At 38.4% G+C, this 16802-nt stretch carries 15 protein-coding genes; 3 read left to right on the top strand and 12 right to left on the bottom strand.

The genetic code is table 11. The features are described 5' to 3' along the window. Window positions 1–24: 24 nt before the first annotated feature. Window positions 25–1398: a DEAD/DEAH box helicase family protein gene (locus L3V77_RS11920; protein ID WP_275134361.1), complete on the bottom strand. Its 1374-nt coding sequence runs from the start codon at window positions 1396–1398 to the stop codon at window positions 25–27. Beyond that, the gene (locus tag L3V77_RS11925) at window positions 1392–1904 is read right to left on the bottom strand and encodes a hypothetical protein (RefSeq protein WP_275136756.1); all 513 of its coding nucleotides are present in this window, start codon (window positions 1902–1904) and stop codon (window positions 1392–1394) included. Before L3V77_RS11925 ends, L3V77_RS11920 begins: the two co-directional genes overlap by 7 nt. 115 nt (window positions 1905–2019) lie before the next feature. On the opposite strand from L3V77_RS11925, the gene L3V77_RS11930 reads away from it, so the two are divergent. Next, window positions 2020–2355 (top strand): helix-turn-helix transcriptional regulator, encoded by a 336-nt coding sequence (locus tag L3V77_RS11930; RefSeq protein ID WP_275134362.1) that lies wholly within the window; start codon window positions 2020–2022, stop codon window positions 2353–2355. Between the two features lie 12 nt (window positions 2356–2367). Here the strand turns inward: L3V77_RS11930 and L3V77_RS11935 are convergent, their stop codons facing one another. The 4 genes from L3V77_RS11935 to L3V77_RS11950 are packed head-to-tail and all read right to left on the bottom strand — an operon-like array spanning window position 2368 to window position 9699. Beyond that, the gene (locus L3V77_RS11935) at window positions 2368–3768 is read right to left on the bottom strand and encodes a site-specific integrase (RefSeq protein ID WP_275134363.1); all 1401 of its coding nucleotides are present in this window, start codon (window positions 3766–3768) and stop codon (window positions 2368–2370) included. A gap of 25 nt (window positions 3769–3793) precedes the next feature. After that, entirely contained in the window at window positions 3794–4333 is a 540-nt protein-coding gene (locus L3V77_RS11940; protein ID WP_275134364.1) for a hypothetical protein, read from the bottom strand. Next, complete coding sequence (locus L3V77_RS11945) at window positions 4323–6704, bottom strand: hypothetical protein (protein ID WP_275134365.1); 2382 nt, start codon at window positions 6702–6704, stop codon at window positions 4323–4325. Before L3V77_RS11945 ends, L3V77_RS11940 begins: the two co-directional genes overlap by 11 nt. Beyond that, window positions 6697–9699, bottom strand: a complete 3003-nt coding sequence (locus tag L3V77_RS11950; RefSeq protein ID WP_275134366.1) for a hypothetical protein — start codon at window positions 9697–9699, stop codon at window positions 6697–6699. Before L3V77_RS11950 ends, L3V77_RS11945 begins: the two co-directional genes overlap by 8 nt. Window positions 9700–10837: 1138 nt before the next feature. Between L3V77_RS11950 and L3V77_RS11955 the strand changes: the two genes are divergently transcribed. After that, a complete protein-coding gene (locus L3V77_RS11955; protein ID WP_275134367.1) occupies window positions 10838–11401 on the top strand; it encodes a DUF1007 family protein in 564 nt (187 codons plus the stop codon). Window positions 11402–11427: 26 nt separating this feature from the next. Next, complete coding sequence (locus tag L3V77_RS11960; protein ID WP_275134368.1) at window positions 11428–12528, top strand: nickel/cobalt transporter; 1101 nt, start codon at window positions 11428–11430, stop codon at window positions 12526–12528. A 47-nt stretch (window positions 12529–12575) separates the two neighbouring features. Here L3V77_RS11960 and L3V77_RS11965 read toward each other — a convergent pair whose 3' ends face one another. The 6 genes from L3V77_RS11965 to L3V77_RS11990 form a co-directional block, all read right to left on the bottom strand. After that, window positions 12576–13364, bottom strand: a complete 789-nt coding sequence (locus L3V77_RS11965; RefSeq protein ID WP_275134369.1) for a GTP-binding protein — start codon at window positions 13362–13364, stop codon at window positions 12576–12578. Further along, on the bottom strand, window positions 13354–13914 hold the full coding sequence (locus L3V77_RS11970; protein WP_275134370.1) for a carbonate dehydratase: 561 nt from the start codon (window positions 13912–13914) through the stop codon (window positions 13354–13356). Before L3V77_RS11970 ends, L3V77_RS11965 begins: the two co-directional genes overlap by 11 nt. 13 nt (window positions 13915–13927) lie before the next feature. Then, window positions 13928–14380, bottom strand: a complete 453-nt coding sequence (locus L3V77_RS11975; RefSeq protein WP_275134371.1) for a transcriptional repressor — start codon at window positions 14378–14380, stop codon at window positions 13928–13930. Window positions 14381–14414: 34 nt separating this feature from the next. Beyond that, entirely contained in the window at window positions 14415–15083 is a 669-nt protein-coding gene (locus L3V77_RS11980) for a DUF1826 domain-containing protein (protein ID WP_275134372.1), read from the bottom strand. A 125-nt stretch (window positions 15084–15208) separates the two neighbouring features. Next, on the bottom strand, window positions 15209–16054 hold the full coding sequence (locus tag L3V77_RS11985) for a metal ABC transporter permease (protein ID WP_275134373.1): 846 nt from the start codon (window positions 16052–16054) through the stop codon (window positions 15209–15211). Further along, complete coding sequence (locus L3V77_RS11990) at window positions 16044–16775, bottom strand: ATP-binding cassette domain-containing protein (protein ID WP_275134374.1); 732 nt, start codon at window positions 16773–16775, stop codon at window positions 16044–16046. Before L3V77_RS11990 ends, L3V77_RS11985 begins: the two co-directional genes overlap by 11 nt. Window positions 16776–16802: the final 27 nt, after the last annotated feature.

Below are 16802 nucleotides of genomic sequence, written 5' to 3' on the forward strand. Positions count from 1 at the left end.
AGCATATTCATTCCAAAGTCGACTTCATCTTAAAAAGGCTGAAATGACACGCTGTCTAAACGTTCCTAGCAGAAGTTGTTCTGAGTTATTTAAAGGTTGATGCACTTGAGCTTTATCAGCCATAGGATTATTCCATGTCAGATTGGGATGCTGACGGCTCTCTAGCAGTAATCCATTATTTTTACTAAAAGACTCATTGGTAACTATTTTATGTTCTACGTGCTCGGTCATTTTCGAGAACATGCACGACTCTGGAATGTCTTGCTCTATTCGTTCAGAAAATTCAATAAGACTTTTTTCGGCAAAAGTAAATAGCCATGCTTCTTCCTGAGCAGAACCACTAACGCGTAAAATACGCCCAAGTACTTGTCTGAAATAAAGTTCAGTTTTAACCGCGCTCATATGGCAACAGACCTGAAGGCGAGGTATATCAGTGCCTTCACTGATCATCCCAACACTTACAATCCACTGTGTATCCGCTTGGCGAAAGCGATCAATCTCAGCCAAAGGCTCTTCATGACGGTAAGTAACGATTGAGACTGTTTGAGCGTACTTTTGAGAAAGTATTTTCTTGATTTCTAGAGCATGTTGAACCGAGGATGCCACAACTAATCCGCCAGCACTTGCTTTTTCCAACCGTATTTCAGCCAATTTTTTACAGCCTGACCACAATAGATATTCCATTGCCTTCTGGTTGTGAACAACACTTTGATACGATGTCTTTGTTTGTTTAATCATCTCCAGAATTGAAGAAAACGACTCCGTTGTTTCGTCACCGCTTACGGATAGGTTCTCGTTATCGATCAATACAATTTTTGGTGATCTACAAACATTATCTGCTATAGCTTGTTTTAACGTGTATTGATAATCCACCAATAACTGACCTTCTGGATCACTATACTCTCCCATTACTATTGGTAACGAGTCAGAACGCCAAGGAGTTCCAGACATGGCAAGAGTGTATGTTGCTAGCGCTTGTATCTTAGCCAGTATTTGTTGGCCCCAAACGTTCGCATTCGCCGGCTCTTTACCTGAACAGTGGTGTATTTCATCAAAAACAACAAAGACTCTATACTTACTTAATGTCTCCCAAAATTCATCACCTAAAAATTGCATAGATTGGTAAGTTAAAGACTGTCCAATAGAACCCAACCCACCATTAAAAGGGGATTTTAACGTTGTCGAGAATGTTCTTTTTATTCCATTAGAAACCGTTAAAGAAGGCGAAAAGCACAAAATAAGATCGACCATATCTTCGGTCAGCAATCTAGATGCAACCGATGCGGCAAGAACCGTCTTTCCTGCCCCTGGTGTTGCCTGACAAAAGAAGTGCGTTTGATTCGAATTGTACTTGTGCAAAACCTGCTCTGAACATTCCCGTTGCCACTGCCTTAACACGGAAGGTGTTCCTCTGAGAGTGCACTCAAAACATTTGTGAGTACGTTTACCTTGCCTAATAACAGTGCAGATCGCATTCGCGTTTGATCAAGTAATGGGGCTAGTTTTGATTCAAGTTCAGGGAACCTGTAACCCAATGATTTATATTCGTCTATCTCACCAAGTACAATTTCTAGTTCGCCTTTGTACTGGTTACACTCTATTTCCAATACAGAATAGTCTGGAGACCGGGGAGATATTGCTTTAATACAAGCAGTCTTTGGAGTGACCTGAAGACTTTTAAACAGATCCGTTTGAAAGTAACGTTTTTTTTGCCCAGCTCCTTCAACTCGAAGCCAATTGTTCTTAACAAAGCGTAAGGTTTGGCGGTAAACCGTCTTGCGTGCTTCATCTAAATCAGAACTTGCACCTTCAATAGAGATCAATGCATCTCTAAGCTCAATAATTGTAAAGCCATTCATTCTTTTCTCTATCAATAGTTTATGCATTACGGCACTGATTTTTATAGGACGCTTCATTTCTTTCTTACACCACTCAAAACACTAAGGATTGCTTAGTATACAGAAATAGGTAAAACTAAGAAAATCTTAGTTACCGAGAGCAAAATATTATGAAATATCAATGTCAATCGACAACCCTACCCCACAGCGGCTCAAAGCTATTCGCAAAAAGGCAAAGATTTCCCAAAAAACACTTGGGATACGAGTTGGTATTGATGAAAGCTCAGCTAGTGCAAGAATGAATCAATATGAGAAAGGAAAACATACGCCTGATATTAGTACGCTAAAGAGAATAGCTGATGAGCTAGATGTACCATTAAATTATTTCTTTTGCGAAGATGACGTATCAGCTGAGCTCGCCTATCTTATTAAAAAACTTAGACAAAAAGATCAAAAAGAGCTCGTTGAACACATAAAAACACTGCTAAACAATCAAGATCTAGACGCTGAAAATTAGCTTCCTGCACTATTATGTCTCATCTGTCGCCCTGTCCTTCTTAAAAGAAATTGCGCATTGTCGCATCTTTAGCGCCGCTTCAGACTTAGAGATTAAACCATCCTCCATATCAGTAATGATCTGTTCCAAAGTCCTATCGAAGATCTGAAAAGAAGGCTCGATATTTAATTTTCTAACAATCTTTTTGATTCCAGAAATATCGGAAAAAACTAAGTCTATATATGGGTCAAGAGAACTTATGTTTGTGTGCCCTGTCCACTGCTGTAATTGTTGTTTTAGCTTGTTGATATCTAATAAGCTTTTTCTAAGCTGGTCCTTCGTTTCTATTTCAACCTGTAAAAGCATTCGCTTTAATGTTGCAGTAATATAAGCATGTCGAAACAAATGTGCATGTCCCATTTCTTGAATTCCACTTTTTATCCTCCATTCTGCTACTAGATTAGACAGTGAGTCACGACTCATCGCTTTACCGGTGTGGACATTCGCGAATAAGTAGCCATGATCTGACGATAAAGAGCATGTAGTACTTTGTATTTTTTTTCGTATAACACGTCGACGAGTTCTAACGAGAGACATCAAATTATCGATGACTAATCTTGGTACAGGAACATAACGAATTGATTTCCGGTCTTTCCTTTTCAACGTTGTTAACCTTAGTGATGGCGCATTTTCGTTGCTACTATTGGCTTCTCGAATGTCATCTATAGTGATCAAGGAGATTTCACCAATCCTACCGCCTGTTTGCTCAAGTAATTCGTATAAACACATATCTCTTTGCCGCTTGAATGGGTCTTTATTTTCGCGAATCACCTCAAGCATTTTTCTTGATGCTGTAACAGATATTGGCTTTCTCCGTCTAGTTCCTACTGGATTTGGAAGTGAGAAATGATGATAGTAATGGTCAGTTTTAGTTGTCCTCCCACCTTCAATTTTGATTGAATTACTCTTTTTCTCTACTTTAATCTGATAGCTATAGTCACTACCGATCAAATTTTCCTTACGATAAAAACTCTGTGCAAAAAACAAAAATGAAATACATTGTCTACCTATTTCAATTACTCTGTTAGCAGAACGAATATTGTCACCGTTTTCATCACGAGCTTGTAAATTACGAATGAACTGACAAAATCGGTCATTATTCATTGTGGTAAACTTTATTTGATTGTCAAAGACAAAACGAATCAGTAATGAAATACTATAAGCATACTGCTTTAAAGTACCGCCACCAAATTTTAATGAACGGCCGTTTACGATTGACAGCATGTACAAGTTGGCCTCTATACATGGTGTTCTATTTGGATACTGAAGAAAGGGGATATTGCTTACATCTTTCGTTACCAACTTTTCTTCTGTAACACTATAAAAATCCCATATTTGGCAAGCCCCAAGGGTGGATACTAATTTCTTTTTCATGATTAACTTCCTATAGACGTTAAATTTAGCCAATAGAATTTGTTGGTAGTGTATTTCTATTAGTAAAATCCAATTGGGCCATTACTTTTTTTATCATATGCTCTGCATCATATGAAATCTCCTTATCTACTAAGCTGTTACTGTATCTGTGCAGAGCTTCTAGTTGTGTACTTACGATCGCGGTTAACAGCAAGTTATGATTTCTTACTATTTCTAGTTCTGAAGTTAAGTCATTTTTCACTTCCTTAAGCCTCGATATGGTTTCCGCTCTGTTAGCTTTTATCTTAACGTTATCGGTGCCTTGCGTTAGCAACATCAAAGCTTTCAGTCGACTATTATTCAACCTTGTATAACCACCAATAAGTTCATTTGCCAGACGCTTCTGGGTATTAAGGGAATATGATTGAATACCCAGAGAGTCATCTTTCCACATGGAAAATGATGATTGAGTTTTCAGTGAACAAATCAGAGTGTCGTTACTTCTAAATTCATCCGGATTAGATAATATATTTTCCAGAAGGCTTAACTCTGACTGTAAAGAGTCTATTTTAACTTCATTTCCCATCACAAAAGTCCTCAAATACTTTCAAAACAATCCTATAATCTTCATACTTTCCTAATTCGTCTTCTACAGTGAAAAATTCAAAATCTAAACTAATTGCCCCGTCCTTCAATAGATTTGAAATCAGTTCCTCTTCTTGTTTTGAATTATCAAAATCTTTGAACTCTGGACTTGTTGTATAATCCTCATTATCATATCGATTTGTAGCTTCACTCAAAGTTGCTATTTCTAGTGAATCTGTGTTGTATCTTAACTTTAAAACACTTCGTAATTTGTCAATCACTTCTATATCGCCATCTTTATATGACTCTCTAATATAATGAGCTTTAATACCATTCAGAACTCCACCCGTTGTTTTTTCAGTTATATAATTATATACATGTCTAATATCAGTATGACCCAACATATGACGTAGTGTTTCCAAACCACCATTGTTTTTACTCCAGAAAAACACCATTGCAAAAAAACGTCTTAACTGGTGCGTACGAATATAGTATCTATATACCTGACCATCATCTTGAGTAATTATTTCTGTTTGGAAGTAATCACAGAAGTAATCTAGATATGAATTAATACCACATTGGTTTTTAGATGTAAAAAACGCCTTCATTGAAGTTGGGTTTACAGACACTAAAAAATTATTAGTTTTATATTTTACGCCACATAACTCTAACAATCTCATTGCAAACGTTTTGTAGTTGTAAATTAATTTCGCCAAACTTCTCGGTATCGGTCTCGATAGAGAATCCTTTACTCTACCTTTTTTGGTATTAGTGCTAACACCTGATTTCTGATTTTGAAAATTTAAATAGTATTCAACATCTATATTTTCACTTAAATTGGGATTTGAGTCAGGGCTTAGACATGATTTTAAGTCCAAGTCTATGATCTCTGTTACTCTCCTTGCCATAAGAGCTCCAACCAACAAAATCATAGAGCCAATCGAAACCCTGTATAAATCGATAAAACTATGATTATTCCTAATCGCGCTAAAATAGTTATTTCCAAGCGCTCGCTGTGTATCACCTGTAATACTAAATTCTTTTACACCAAGGATCTTTACATCATCAAAAATATAGTCGGTCACAGCCCCCCTTCTATAAGCGAGCGTATTTCGATCATTTACACTTACTTTTGTTGGCAAATTAAATATAACATTGTACATCGAATTAAATATACCATCAGAATTCTTCAAGGAGAAAGAAAATGCATCACCAATAGCTTTAAATACAGTATTTACTGGTAATGTATTAAATCTACCTGCCGGTTTTGAATTGACTAATTCACGAATAATATTTAATTCTATCTTAGATAGTTCCTCAACCCGTACATCATGATTATCAATTTTCAATTCTACACTAAACAAAAACCTCAAAGAATATAATAGATTATTTATCGCTCCAGAACCTCGAAATTCACTTTCAACTCTAACATCTACAGCTTCAAACTCTTTTGTACTACAATCATCCGATTCATATAATAATAACTCTGGTGGGCTTATATACTTTGCATTGTTATATATACAATAGTTTGACTTCATATTCTCCAAGTCTGGATACTGCTTAAAAGTGTAGTTGTAATTATAATGTTTTCTTCCTTGGCCATAATAACCATTATTAAATAGCCAACAACGGGATTTCCTTATGTCTAGTTCCGTCATATGTAGGCATTTATCGGTTGAGCAAATTGGCGGAAATCGTTTTTCAAATACATTCAAATCAGCCTCACTAACACTTAAAGCCGATTCCTTTAGAAGACTGCTAACATCCGAATAGAAATTATAACGACTACCAATATACTTCCCCATTCCATAATCAACTAAAACAGCCTTGCAGAAATCTTCATTTACAGATGACATATGACGCTCACAAAGATTCAAGCTTTTCTGGTGATAGAGTATTGAGTCAATCCAGCTAGCTATAGCGCGGACATATATATATAATGTTCCGCCAGAATATTGCTTTCCACCTGTGTACATTGAATTGAAAGGAACTAATAACCACCACTTAAAAATATCCAATAACTTGCTATGCTTTGGACTCGTTAACATTTGGCCATCATACATTATAACATTAAAATCTAAAGTTAACTTATTTACCCCTTTTTCTTGAAATCGAATATCCCATTTATCACTACTAATATCGCTATCATTAGAAAAGTATTGCGATAAACACACATCATTATAAGATTTAACAACCGGGGTCAAAATTTTTTGCTGTAACTTTACTAGTAACTCGGTACTTAAACTCCCACTTTTGGAAACCCCCCTAAATCTAGATAATTCATCGTCAGTCATACTATAGATTGTCAACTTCTCATCCAAAATTGAACTAATAAGTTCATTTTCATTATTACCATTGATTTGCTCAGTCATTAATATCACCCTTTAACATTACCAATTCTTCTATTAATAGTCGTTTTGGCAACGGGTTGTTTTTAGCCAATTCATAGTAGTCTTTTATATCTCTTGAAATACTCGACGACGCTAAAGAAATAGAGCACAATATAAATTTTGCTAATTCATACCAGTTCATAGCTTTTTCTGTTAAGGCCTTTTCCTTAGGTAATTCATCTCCAACGCTAAGGATCAAGATTAAAACCTGTAAGATAGCGACATTAAGTGTAAATGTTACCAAATCAGATTTATTGCAATCAATATTTTCACTACTTCCATTATCTAGCAAGTTAATCGGAAAATCACCAAATCCATGGTTATTTAAAAACTCTTCAATATTCAACTTATCCACATCAATCGCTTGATATAAAAGATCTGACTCTTTCATACATTCAAAAATAATTGAGTTTTGAAATTGCCTTATCCACCTATTCATAAAGTATTCCTGCAACTCCTTCGGCAAATACGAGTCTATTAGAACTGGCCTATACTCCTTATGACCTAGCGCTTCTGCCATTGCTTTTAGACTTCTGGTTTTTAGATACACTGAAACAGCTACCGTGCTTCTAATCCTTCGTAATGTAACGTTCCTACTAATACTTTTAGCAATATCTTCTGAATATTGGTCAATACCATCAATTTCTTGCGGAGCGTTATAGATACCTCTTAGACTCTCCGCTGTTTTGCACTCATACATACCAGGGTTTGCGTATAGTCTTTTTACTCTTCTAGGTTCAATTACTACTGTTTCTACACTCAATAACATATATCTTGCTTGAAGGTCGCCTTTTTCTTCTAAGTAATTTCGACACAACTTAGTAATACGAAGAAGTACTTCTACAACATATTTACTTCTTTCATTTAATTGTATCGTTTGTTCAGACAAATCCGCTCCACGACGGTTCTTATATGAAGAGATAAACCAATCACCATCACTTTCGAAAAAACCAACATTTCTACCTTTAACATCTCTATACTCCCAATTTTCAAGCCAAGAAGGTGTAATAATTGGGTGTTCAGCCACTAACAGCGCCAGGAAGGGGTATAGAACCTTGGTCGTTGGTAATACCAAAAATTTGGTTAGTTTTTCAGATTGGTTCAAACACCCTAAAAATGCAGGGTAATCTCCATTTCGCTTACCTTTTTGATTAAATGTATAGTGAAAAAAAGTTGCTAATAAGTTTTCTGGTGCTGAAAATCCAATTTCAAATTTAGGCTCAACATGAACATGTTTAACAGCACCATTTTTCCTCATAATTTCAAAGTTTTTGTATCGACGCTGAGTATCATTTATTTTCTCCAATAGTTTGTTGCTTTCATTTCTGTTCAAAATATTACTATCTTTAATTTCAACAATGTATTTGGTAGGAATTTTCTTGGGCTTACCAATGGGGTAACTACAATATAAAACCATATATATCGAATCAGGATTGTTTTTACCTTGCAGCCAACCCCTAGATATTGCTGTAATATTAAATATACCTTCTACAGCCTGCTTAGTGACTTTATTTAGAATAACATCCTTATTGATCGAGCTTATTATATACTTACCATCTTTCTCTAGGAATATCTCTGACTCACTATTTAGATATCTCCACTCACTTAACCAAAGTGGTGTAATTTCTGGGTGCTCGAGCATCAGAATAGTTATAAAAGGAGCTAGAGTTTCTAATAAAGGGGTACAAATTAAGCCAGCAAGATCACCAGCTTTACCTTTCCATCTTAAAAAATTCAAATATTCACTAGGCTTACATGGTGAATCATAAGAATAATATGAAAATGTCGCACATGTATTTTCAGGATACGAAGGTCCTAAATTCACTACAGGTTGAGTACATTCATGTTTAATTATGCCTTGGGATGAAAGTTTCTCACAATTGCTGTACTGACTGTCAACTTCTTGAATAGCTATTTTTGATGATTCAGCTACATGCGCTAAATCTCTTGAGACGCACTTCAGCAACTGAGCCATCGCTTCATCATCAGATATATGTAGTGGTAGGTTTGTTATCAGTGTTTCACTTATGCCAATATCATGCTTAATTGGTAGTCTATGTGCTTTTTTTCTACGTGTTTTAATAATGTTTGAAGAAAACTTTGGGGTGAACCACGGTACAGCTGGCATAGGGAACATACCGGAATCGATAAAGACCAACTTAAAATACGTCTCAGCTAATGACCAGTTTGAGTGAAAACTCTCTATACTTAGGTCATTGTTAATGGCATCAATTAAAATAGAGTTATATACTAGCTGTACTGTATAATATTGATTTCTTGCTGACAACGCATTATATACATCATCTAAACTTGAATATCGCTCTATAATTACATCCCAAAACTTTAATATATAAACTCTAGTTGATCTCCAAGAAGCACTATTTTTGGAACCAGCTACTTTACTCCAAGATTCATATACTTTTGATGTAAATGGGCCTCCATAAGAATAAAATATTGCGCTCAAATCTAGACTAACTCTTCCTCCATCTTGCCCTACAATGATATAACCCTTGTAAACACGTAGTTTATCCTTGTTTAGGGATAATGACCTATATGTTTCTATTGATGAGATTGAGTATTGATCATCTAAGCTCGTGGTAAACTTTACTTGCTCAAAATTGACATTACTTTGCTTGGCCCAACATTCAAATAAAGTTGATGCTTTGTTACACAGTTCCCTAATTCTTGCATTTGAATTTTGGTCTTCACAAATAATCATTCCAGTTAGCGATTTGAATAGTTTAGCTAACCCTTTTTCAGTATTAAGTTCATGTAATAACGACGCACCAACTACAGAGTTGGGAGATAGATCTAAGCAATCAACTAACAACGCAAGATATGTTTGAATTGGACCTATTTCATACTTATTATTGCCAGCAATATGGCATTTTTTTGCACATGATAAGATTTCTGCCTTTAGGCTTTCATCTATCACCGATGTGATAAACTTGTTTTCTTTTAGTTCTCTTGTTTTCATTACTACTGAACCTTCATATCTTCAGGTTATTCATAATGACAAACTAGAGTAATATCAGCCTTATTGTCAAGCCATTATTTGACAATTAATAACTATATAACAACAACTTACAACTTAAATACATAACGTTTTGACAAATTTTCATTAAGGGATAATGTCATTATCAATTCTAATAGCTACCGTTGAGTTCTATTGTTTTGGATAGTTCGTCGTTGATGACTAAGCCAAAAAACGAATCTCTTACGTTGACAACAAAATAAAAGGTAGCGAATGGAGAATGTATATATAAACTGATGATGAGGCCTTTCCAGCTAGCTCTACCTCATAATTTTCGCGACCTAGCAATGTATGTATTCAAATTATCAGTGGATTACTCATCATTATGAAGTGGCTGTAAAGTCTAAGTCGCGAAGTGTGCATGAAGATTTGAAAACCCCGGCGATATACAATAAGCCTTCTTCTTTATCAGCAATATGTATGTGTCGGCGGACAATAGAGTTTGATCGATAATGGTTTAACCTAGCCTAAGAATTGAGCTGTCGCGTAGTAATGTTTGATCTTTATTGCTACTTATGATCAAGGTTACCCATCATTCGAGAACAATATAGATTGATCACATATAGATTGATCAATTTCAAACACGTTTTTGGACAACTCTGTGTTATATGACTTGCTAAATTAGCACTCAAAGGATTAATTAAAGTAATACAAAGTTAAGAATTAGAACGCTAATTACATTCACCCACCGCGCTATCGTGTTTGATCTTGGGTATCCTATAAACATCAAACAACACCTCAGATAAAGTTGCGACGCTGGAGTTTTTGTTTTGATAAATGTTTCGAAAAGAGAGTCAGGATTGAGTCTGTCATCGTGTCGATTAAAAGCTTTTTGGTTTTTCATTTTTGTTATATTATAACATAACAATCGATAATCAATCGCATTAAGAGGCACACCATTATCCTGTTAAGACAGAGCGTCTATTTGTTTAGACGAATAAATAGATCTATTACAGATACCTTAAACTTGATTTTTAACTGTAGTTTTTCTCCACTTCAGCTTTGCCGGTTTAGCTCGCTTTGCGTATTAGCAAGCTTATTTACACCTTCGACCCAGGCTCACCCGCACTCCTGGGTTACTATGAAGACTCACATCGAAGGTACGGATAGTATTATCACGGGCTTTAGAATGGAGTGGTCGTTTGATGCCATGACATCGGCTTATATGCTTGATGGAGAAGATACTTCTTCCAAAAACGAGCAAGAAACCCTACATAATGTTGCGGTTTCAGTATTAAAAAACATGCTCTACGAACACTACTTCACCTATTTTTATGATGGTGATACACCAATCAGATACAAGGTTGCTCAAAACGAAAAACTAACACGTGACAGAGCAAAATTAGTGCTTAGCTTCGAACTGCCTTTATCTAAACCGAAACCAATTACCAAAGATACATTGCGTCTGCTGATTTTCGAGCCGAGCTATTATGTGGATATGACTTGGAATTCGATAAATGATGTTGTCCTATCAGAGGACCTTGCTCGTGATTGTCAGATAGCGCTCATTGAACCAACTCCAACGTTAGAACAGATGACTTACGCCATGTCTTTGCCAGCAAAAGCTGACCCAGATAATGCGTTGGGACAACTCTTTACTCAAACGGTACAGATTCATTGCACGAATATAGCCGCCGACAAATAACGCTTCGTTAACGAAAACGGATGACCATGAAATTGAACTCGATGCAAAATAAAACGAGCAACACCAAGCCTTATAAACGAAACAGGTATGTAGCCATAATTGTCTCACTCGTTTTGATCGTTAGCCTATATCAGCTATGGATAGTTTGGCCGATGTTGGTTATCAAGAGTATATCGTGGCAACGAGAGGTAAATGCTCTACTAGCCGATCTATTATACGACGCAAAAACAAATCCACTTATCGCTGGTGCGTACTTAGCTGGAGTCAGTTTTTTATATGGCATGCTCCATTCATTAGGTCCTGGGCACGGAAAAGTGATAGTGACAACGTATTTAGCGACACATCCGACGAAGGTGAAGTCCAGCTTAATATTGACCGTAGTTTCGGCCATGTGTCAGGCCTTAGTAGCAGTTGTATTGGTAAGCGTTCTACTATGGTGTTTTAGCGCTTCAATGCAAACAGTTAATCTCAAAGCCACGTTCTTTGTATCTCTGAGCTTTGCCTTGGTAGCGGTGCTTGGTGGGTTAATATGTTGGAAGGCTGTAAAACAACTTTATCGTTCAATTTCCCCCACAAGACTAAAGGTTACCACTCTCATGCAGGTAAATGCACAAGAAGACGATAGAGTTTTCTCGTTAAAATCTCCCTTTCATCACTCTTCAAACCTAAATCCCGGAATTAACGCTAACGCGGTCGAAAGTCACCATATACATCATGATGAATGTGGTTGCGGTCATAAGCATGTCGTTGACGCTGAAGCGATTAATCGTGCCTCTACCTGGAAAGAATATATTGGCATTGTAGCCACTATCGGAATAAGGCCCTGCACTGGCGCTATCATGGTACTTTTATTTGCTAATATGGTCGATTTATATTGGATGGGCGTAATTAGCGCAGTAGTGATGGCAGCAGGGACAGCGCTGACAACGTCGATCATTGCAATAATGACTCTCGCTGGAAAACACCTAATAAAACGTTATCTGGTAACAGAGAAAAGTAGCCGCCAAGCAAGTTGGAAACTGGCAGGCTACTCTCTTCAACTTTTTGCTGGTTTATTGCTAATCGTATTCGGTCTGTTATTTATGGGCAGCCAAGATTTTGGTATTTCCCCAATGTTTTCGGTATAAAGTTCAAAATAAGAAAATATAAGTTAAGAACCCGTTTAAAAGGGTTCTTAACTTACTAAACACTCAAGTAATTTGTGCTCTATTACTGAATTGATAGAGTCTGAAATTATTTCGATACGACTCTCTACACAATCATCTAATTTTACTTCTGTTAAGCCATCTTCAGTTAGGTTGAATCCAAACACCCCATCAGGCGTAATAAATACGGCCTTTATGCGCTCTACTTTTAGCTCTATGAGAAAATGATGTAGACGTTGACGATCAAAATGTTTATCTGGCGCGAAGCGCCAACCAATACTTTCAAACCCTTCTTCGTTATTTGTTGCCCTAACGATGCCGCTTTCTGGCATAGGTAATTCGGAAGCAAGTGGTTTTCTTCTATGATGGTGATGATGTGGACGCTGCTTAGCGTTTGTTTCGCCCTCTAGTTCCGCGATATTGATCGTACCATGCTTCGCGAATATCAACTTGGCATTAAGAGCGCCTATTCCATCTACGTATTCTTCTAACCTTGACTTATCAGCATCTACATAGAGATCAAGCTTATTGCCAACAACTGTATCGGCTATTGCAATTTGCATTGGTAACCCTGCTGCACAACACATGCAACCACCCGGAACTTCTCGGATAAACACATGTTTCGGCTCATTGTTGTGACCCTGTAATAAGCTGCCATCAACACCGATTTCACCAAACTCATTAACCAACACGGCCCAACGTTCGTTAGCAGGTTTGCTCTCCAGCAGTTTAAGAATAGCGGTAGTTTTCCCCACTCCAAGAAAACCGGTAATGATATTGGTCGGTACCGCCAATATAGGTACGCTATCAAAGCTCATTCGAAATTCTCCGATAACCTTCTACTAGCGTATGGTTTGCCGAAACCACCGACTCAGAAAAAGCCGAGTATTCCGGTGGTACTTTGGATATGCTTTGCAAATCAAATTTGTCGCTAATGTTCGTCATAGGGGGAACATGAAAATATTCTGGCAAATCGAGTCCATCTACCACGCAGTTGTGCCGAATTACACAGCCTTTGCCGATAAAGGCATTAAACACAACAGAATTGAAGCCAATGAACACATCATCGCTTACTTCACATGGGCCGTGAATAATAGAACGGTGGGCAATGGATGAACGCTCTCCAATTGTCACTGCGGCACCCGCTTTGGAATGGATAACCACACCATCTTGAATGTTGGTATCGCGCTTAATTAAGATGGTTTCCATTTCGCCTTGTTCGTTTACTTCATCGGCTCGAATTACCGCATATGGCCCAATAAAGACGTTGTCTTCAATCGTCACCTTCCCGCAAATAATAGCGGTTGGGTCAATGAAGGCGTTTTCCGACACCTCAGGCATATGCCCGATTGGGTTTTTTCTTAACATTTTTATTTTCTCGTTATTTAGCACAGTCATCACACACGCAACTTATTTCGAGTTGAGGTTTAGTCATGGTGAAGCCTTCTTGTCTCGCGTGCGATTGCAGTTCGGTTACGACAGTTGAACCTGTTGTTAACTCACTAATTCTTCCGCACTCTGAACAGATCAAAAATTGAGCGATACCGTGCTCGTGTTCGCAAAGGATATGTGAACAAGCAATGTACTTATTCGAAACATTGATCTTATGAGCTAGATGCTCTGTCTCAAGAAAATCCAAGATGCGATACACCGACATTGCTTTAATGTTTTGACCAAAATGCTCCTTACAATAGTCAGCAAGTTCATAAGCAGAAAGTTCCTTATTAGATTGGACCAACGCACGCAAAACCAGTTTGCGTTTTTCTGTTAGTAGTTTCCCGTGAGCCTTACAGCTTTTCTCGGCATGTTGTATAACAGCTTCGTTATCTCGCATATAGATTCCCGCTCTTCGCATAAAATGAGTATTGCTACATCATGTCCAAGGTTAATAACAACCTTCTCTCACATGAGGCTAATGCTGGTGAGCGATGAACCAAACCGGCTTTTTCATTGCCTTCCCAACCACTACCTTTGAGCAACGCGACATCACCATTGTTCATCTGCTCTATCATCAACTCGTTCTTATACAGACCGGACAATTTATCCAACTGACCTAAGCTGCCAGATCCCAGTTTGCTCCGGTCAATATAGTCATTCTTCAACCATTGTGTCGCGGAACCAACATAGGTTGTGACCAAACGACATGGTAGCCTATCGACATGAAACTTAGGGCACATTGGCTTATCTAACGTTGTTAACCGTAATCCGGCTTCTTTTAGGTCAAACAGACAACAAAACATATCCACTATCAACGCGATATCTTCAGCTAGCCCTTCTGCACAAGCGTGTCCGACTAACTTCTTTTGTATGTAATCAAAACAACTTTGCGGTGTAACGCCCTGTACCAAAGCTAATTGAATATCCTCGTTTAGCAATTGCTGAATGCTCTTCTCAAGTTCATTCGACAGTGAGCGCTGCCATATGGCAATGTTATGATCTGGTTGATATATGCTTGCTAAAACACCTAGTTGGTCGCCTATCGGCAACAAACTTGTGATATCCGAGCGAACGGGTTCAACAGCGGCCTGAAGATTCATACATCAACCTCGCTAGTCGCAAAGGGATACAGCAATGAATGCGGTAGCGATTTATCATCGATGATGATTTTTCTCGTTTCGCGATACTTTGTATTTGTTCATCATCGACTCCTTATTGATTTCACTCATATATCTTCTTGGGTTCTATTCATCTCAGACCGCCCTTGCCTCGCAGTCCGTGCTTTGCCAATTACTCTCCAGACCAAGCTTGAGAGCACGAAAAAAACAGTAGCAATACACACCATCGTAGGGCCGGTTGGTGTATCGAATACAAATGACGTACGCAGTCCAATCACACTCGAACTGCATCCTATCAAGGCTGCAAATACCGCCATCATTTCAGGTGTATGGCTAAATGGTCGAGCAGTAGCGGCAGGAATAATCAACATCGCCACAATCAACAATACTCCCACGACCTTAATCGCTACAGCCACCACAACAGCAAGCGCAATGGTCAGGATCAGTTGTTCACGTTTTGGCGAGTAACCGCTGGCCATCGCCAAATCTGGATTGAGCGTAGATAATAAAAGACCAGCCCATCGCTGACTTATCAGTCCAATTACCAGCAAGGTGCCGCCCCAAATCATCAGTAAGTCCATTTTACTCACCGCCAAAATATCACCAAATAGATACGCCATTAGATCCAAACGAACACCAGATAGAAATGATACGGCGACAAGCCCAATCGCCAGTGCAGAGTGCGCCAACACTCCAAGCAAGGTGTCCATCGCATACCCTCTCCCGCTAAGCGTAGAAACCGTGATGGCCATTAACAAAGCTATAAACAATACGCTAGGGAATATGGGAAGCGAAAAAGCGAGTGACAGGGCGACACCCAACATAGAGGCATGAGCCGTCGCGTCACCGAAATAGGCCATTCTCCGCCATACGATAAAGCAGCCCAATGGCGCGGCCGCCAATGTCACACCTAAACCAGCTAAGGCTGCTCGCAAAAGAAAATCATCCAACATTTAGAGGTCTCCTTTGGCGATAGCTAGACGAAGGTTGATGCTGATACACCCCCAAAATATTGTCATCGTCCAGGCCAAAGAGCGCTTTGTACTCAGGCGATGCGCTCACTTTAGCTGGAGCACCTTCACAACAAACATAACCATTCAAACAGATCACTCTATCTGTTCGCCGCATCACCACATGCAAATCATGACTTACCATGATGACCGTACATCCAGTCTCTTTTCGAATATCATCAATTTGTCGGTAAAAATCTACCGCGCCACGCTGATCTAAACCTTGAGTAGCCTCATCGAGCAACAATAATGAGGGTTCTTCCAATAACGCTCGGGCTAATAATACTCGTTGAAGTTGGCCTCCAGACATAGACATCACTTGCTGCTTAATCAGACCTGCCACACCAGCCTTTTCCAGAGCATTGTCAATGGAAGCTTTGGGGTGCCTTACTGGAAGCGTTAAGAATCGATGGACTGTCATTGGCAGTGTCTCATCAATATGCAAGCGTTGGGGAACATAGCCAATCTTTAGGTCATGAGCACGTTCAATATTGCCATGGGCTGGGGAAACGGCACCAATCAAGGTTCGCAATAACGTCGATTTTCCCGAACCATTCGGACCAACGATAGTGACTATCTCACCTTTGCTGACAGACATATTAATGTTGTCCAGTACAAGGTGCCCACCAAACTTGACCGATAACGCCTGTGATGAAATTAGCATTTACCTATTCTCTATTGTGTTGACAGA

The organism is Vibrio sp. DW001 (assembly GCF_029016285.1).
Classification (GTDB): domain Bacteria; phylum Pseudomonadota; class Gammaproteobacteria; order Enterobacterales; family Vibrionaceae; genus Vibrio.

Excerpts from the sequence above, each read along its gene's own strand:
- L3V77_RS11975 (WP_275134371.1), bottom strand. The coding sequence starts at position 14,380 with ATGCGAGATAACGAAGCTGTTATACAACATGCCGAGAAAAGCTGTAAG.
- L3V77_RS11965 (WP_275134369.1), bottom strand. The coding sequence starts at position 13,364 with ATGAGCTTTGATAGCGTACCTATATTGGCGGTACCGACCAATATCATT.
- L3V77_RS11990 (WP_275134374.1), bottom strand. The coding sequence starts at position 16,775 with ATGCTAATTTCATCACAGGCGTTATCGGTCAAGTTTGGTGGGCACCTT.
- L3V77_RS11970 (WP_275134370.1), bottom strand. The coding sequence starts at position 13,914 with ATGTTAAGAAAAAACCCAATCGGGCATATGCCTGAGGTGTCGGAAAAC.
- L3V77_RS11940 (WP_275134364.1), bottom strand. The coding sequence starts at position 4,333 with ATGGGAAATGAAGTTAAAATAGACTCTTTACAGTCAGAGTTAAGCCTT.
- L3V77_RS11935 (WP_275134363.1), bottom strand. The coding sequence starts at position 3,768 with ATGAAAAAGAAATTAGTATCCACCCTTGGGGCTTGCCAAATATGGGAT.
- L3V77_RS11985 (WP_275134373.1), bottom strand. The coding sequence starts at position 16,054 with ATGTTGGATGATTTTCTTTTGCGAGCAGCCTTAGCTGGTTTAGGTGTG.
- L3V77_RS11950 (WP_275134366.1), bottom strand. The coding sequence starts at position 9,699 with ATGAAAACAAGAGAACTAAAAGAAAACAAGTTTATCACATCGGTGATA.
- L3V77_RS11930 (WP_275134362.1), top strand. The coding sequence starts at position 2,020 with ATGTCAATCGACAACCCTACCCCACAGCGGCTCAAAGCTATTCGCAAA.
- L3V77_RS11960 (WP_275134368.1), top strand. The coding sequence starts at position 11,428 with ATGAAATTGAACTCGATGCAAAATAAAACGAGCAACACCAAGCCTTAT.
- L3V77_RS11980 (WP_275134372.1), bottom strand. The coding sequence starts at position 15,083 with ATGAATCTTCAGGCCGCTGTTGAACCCGTTCGCTCGGATATCACAAGT.
- L3V77_RS11945 (WP_275134365.1), bottom strand. The coding sequence starts at position 6,704 with ATGACTGAGCAAATCAATGGTAATAATGAAAATGAACTTATTAGTTCA.
- L3V77_RS11955 (WP_275134367.1), top strand. The coding sequence starts at position 10,838 with ATGAAGACTCACATCGAAGGTACGGATAGTATTATCACGGGCTTTAGA.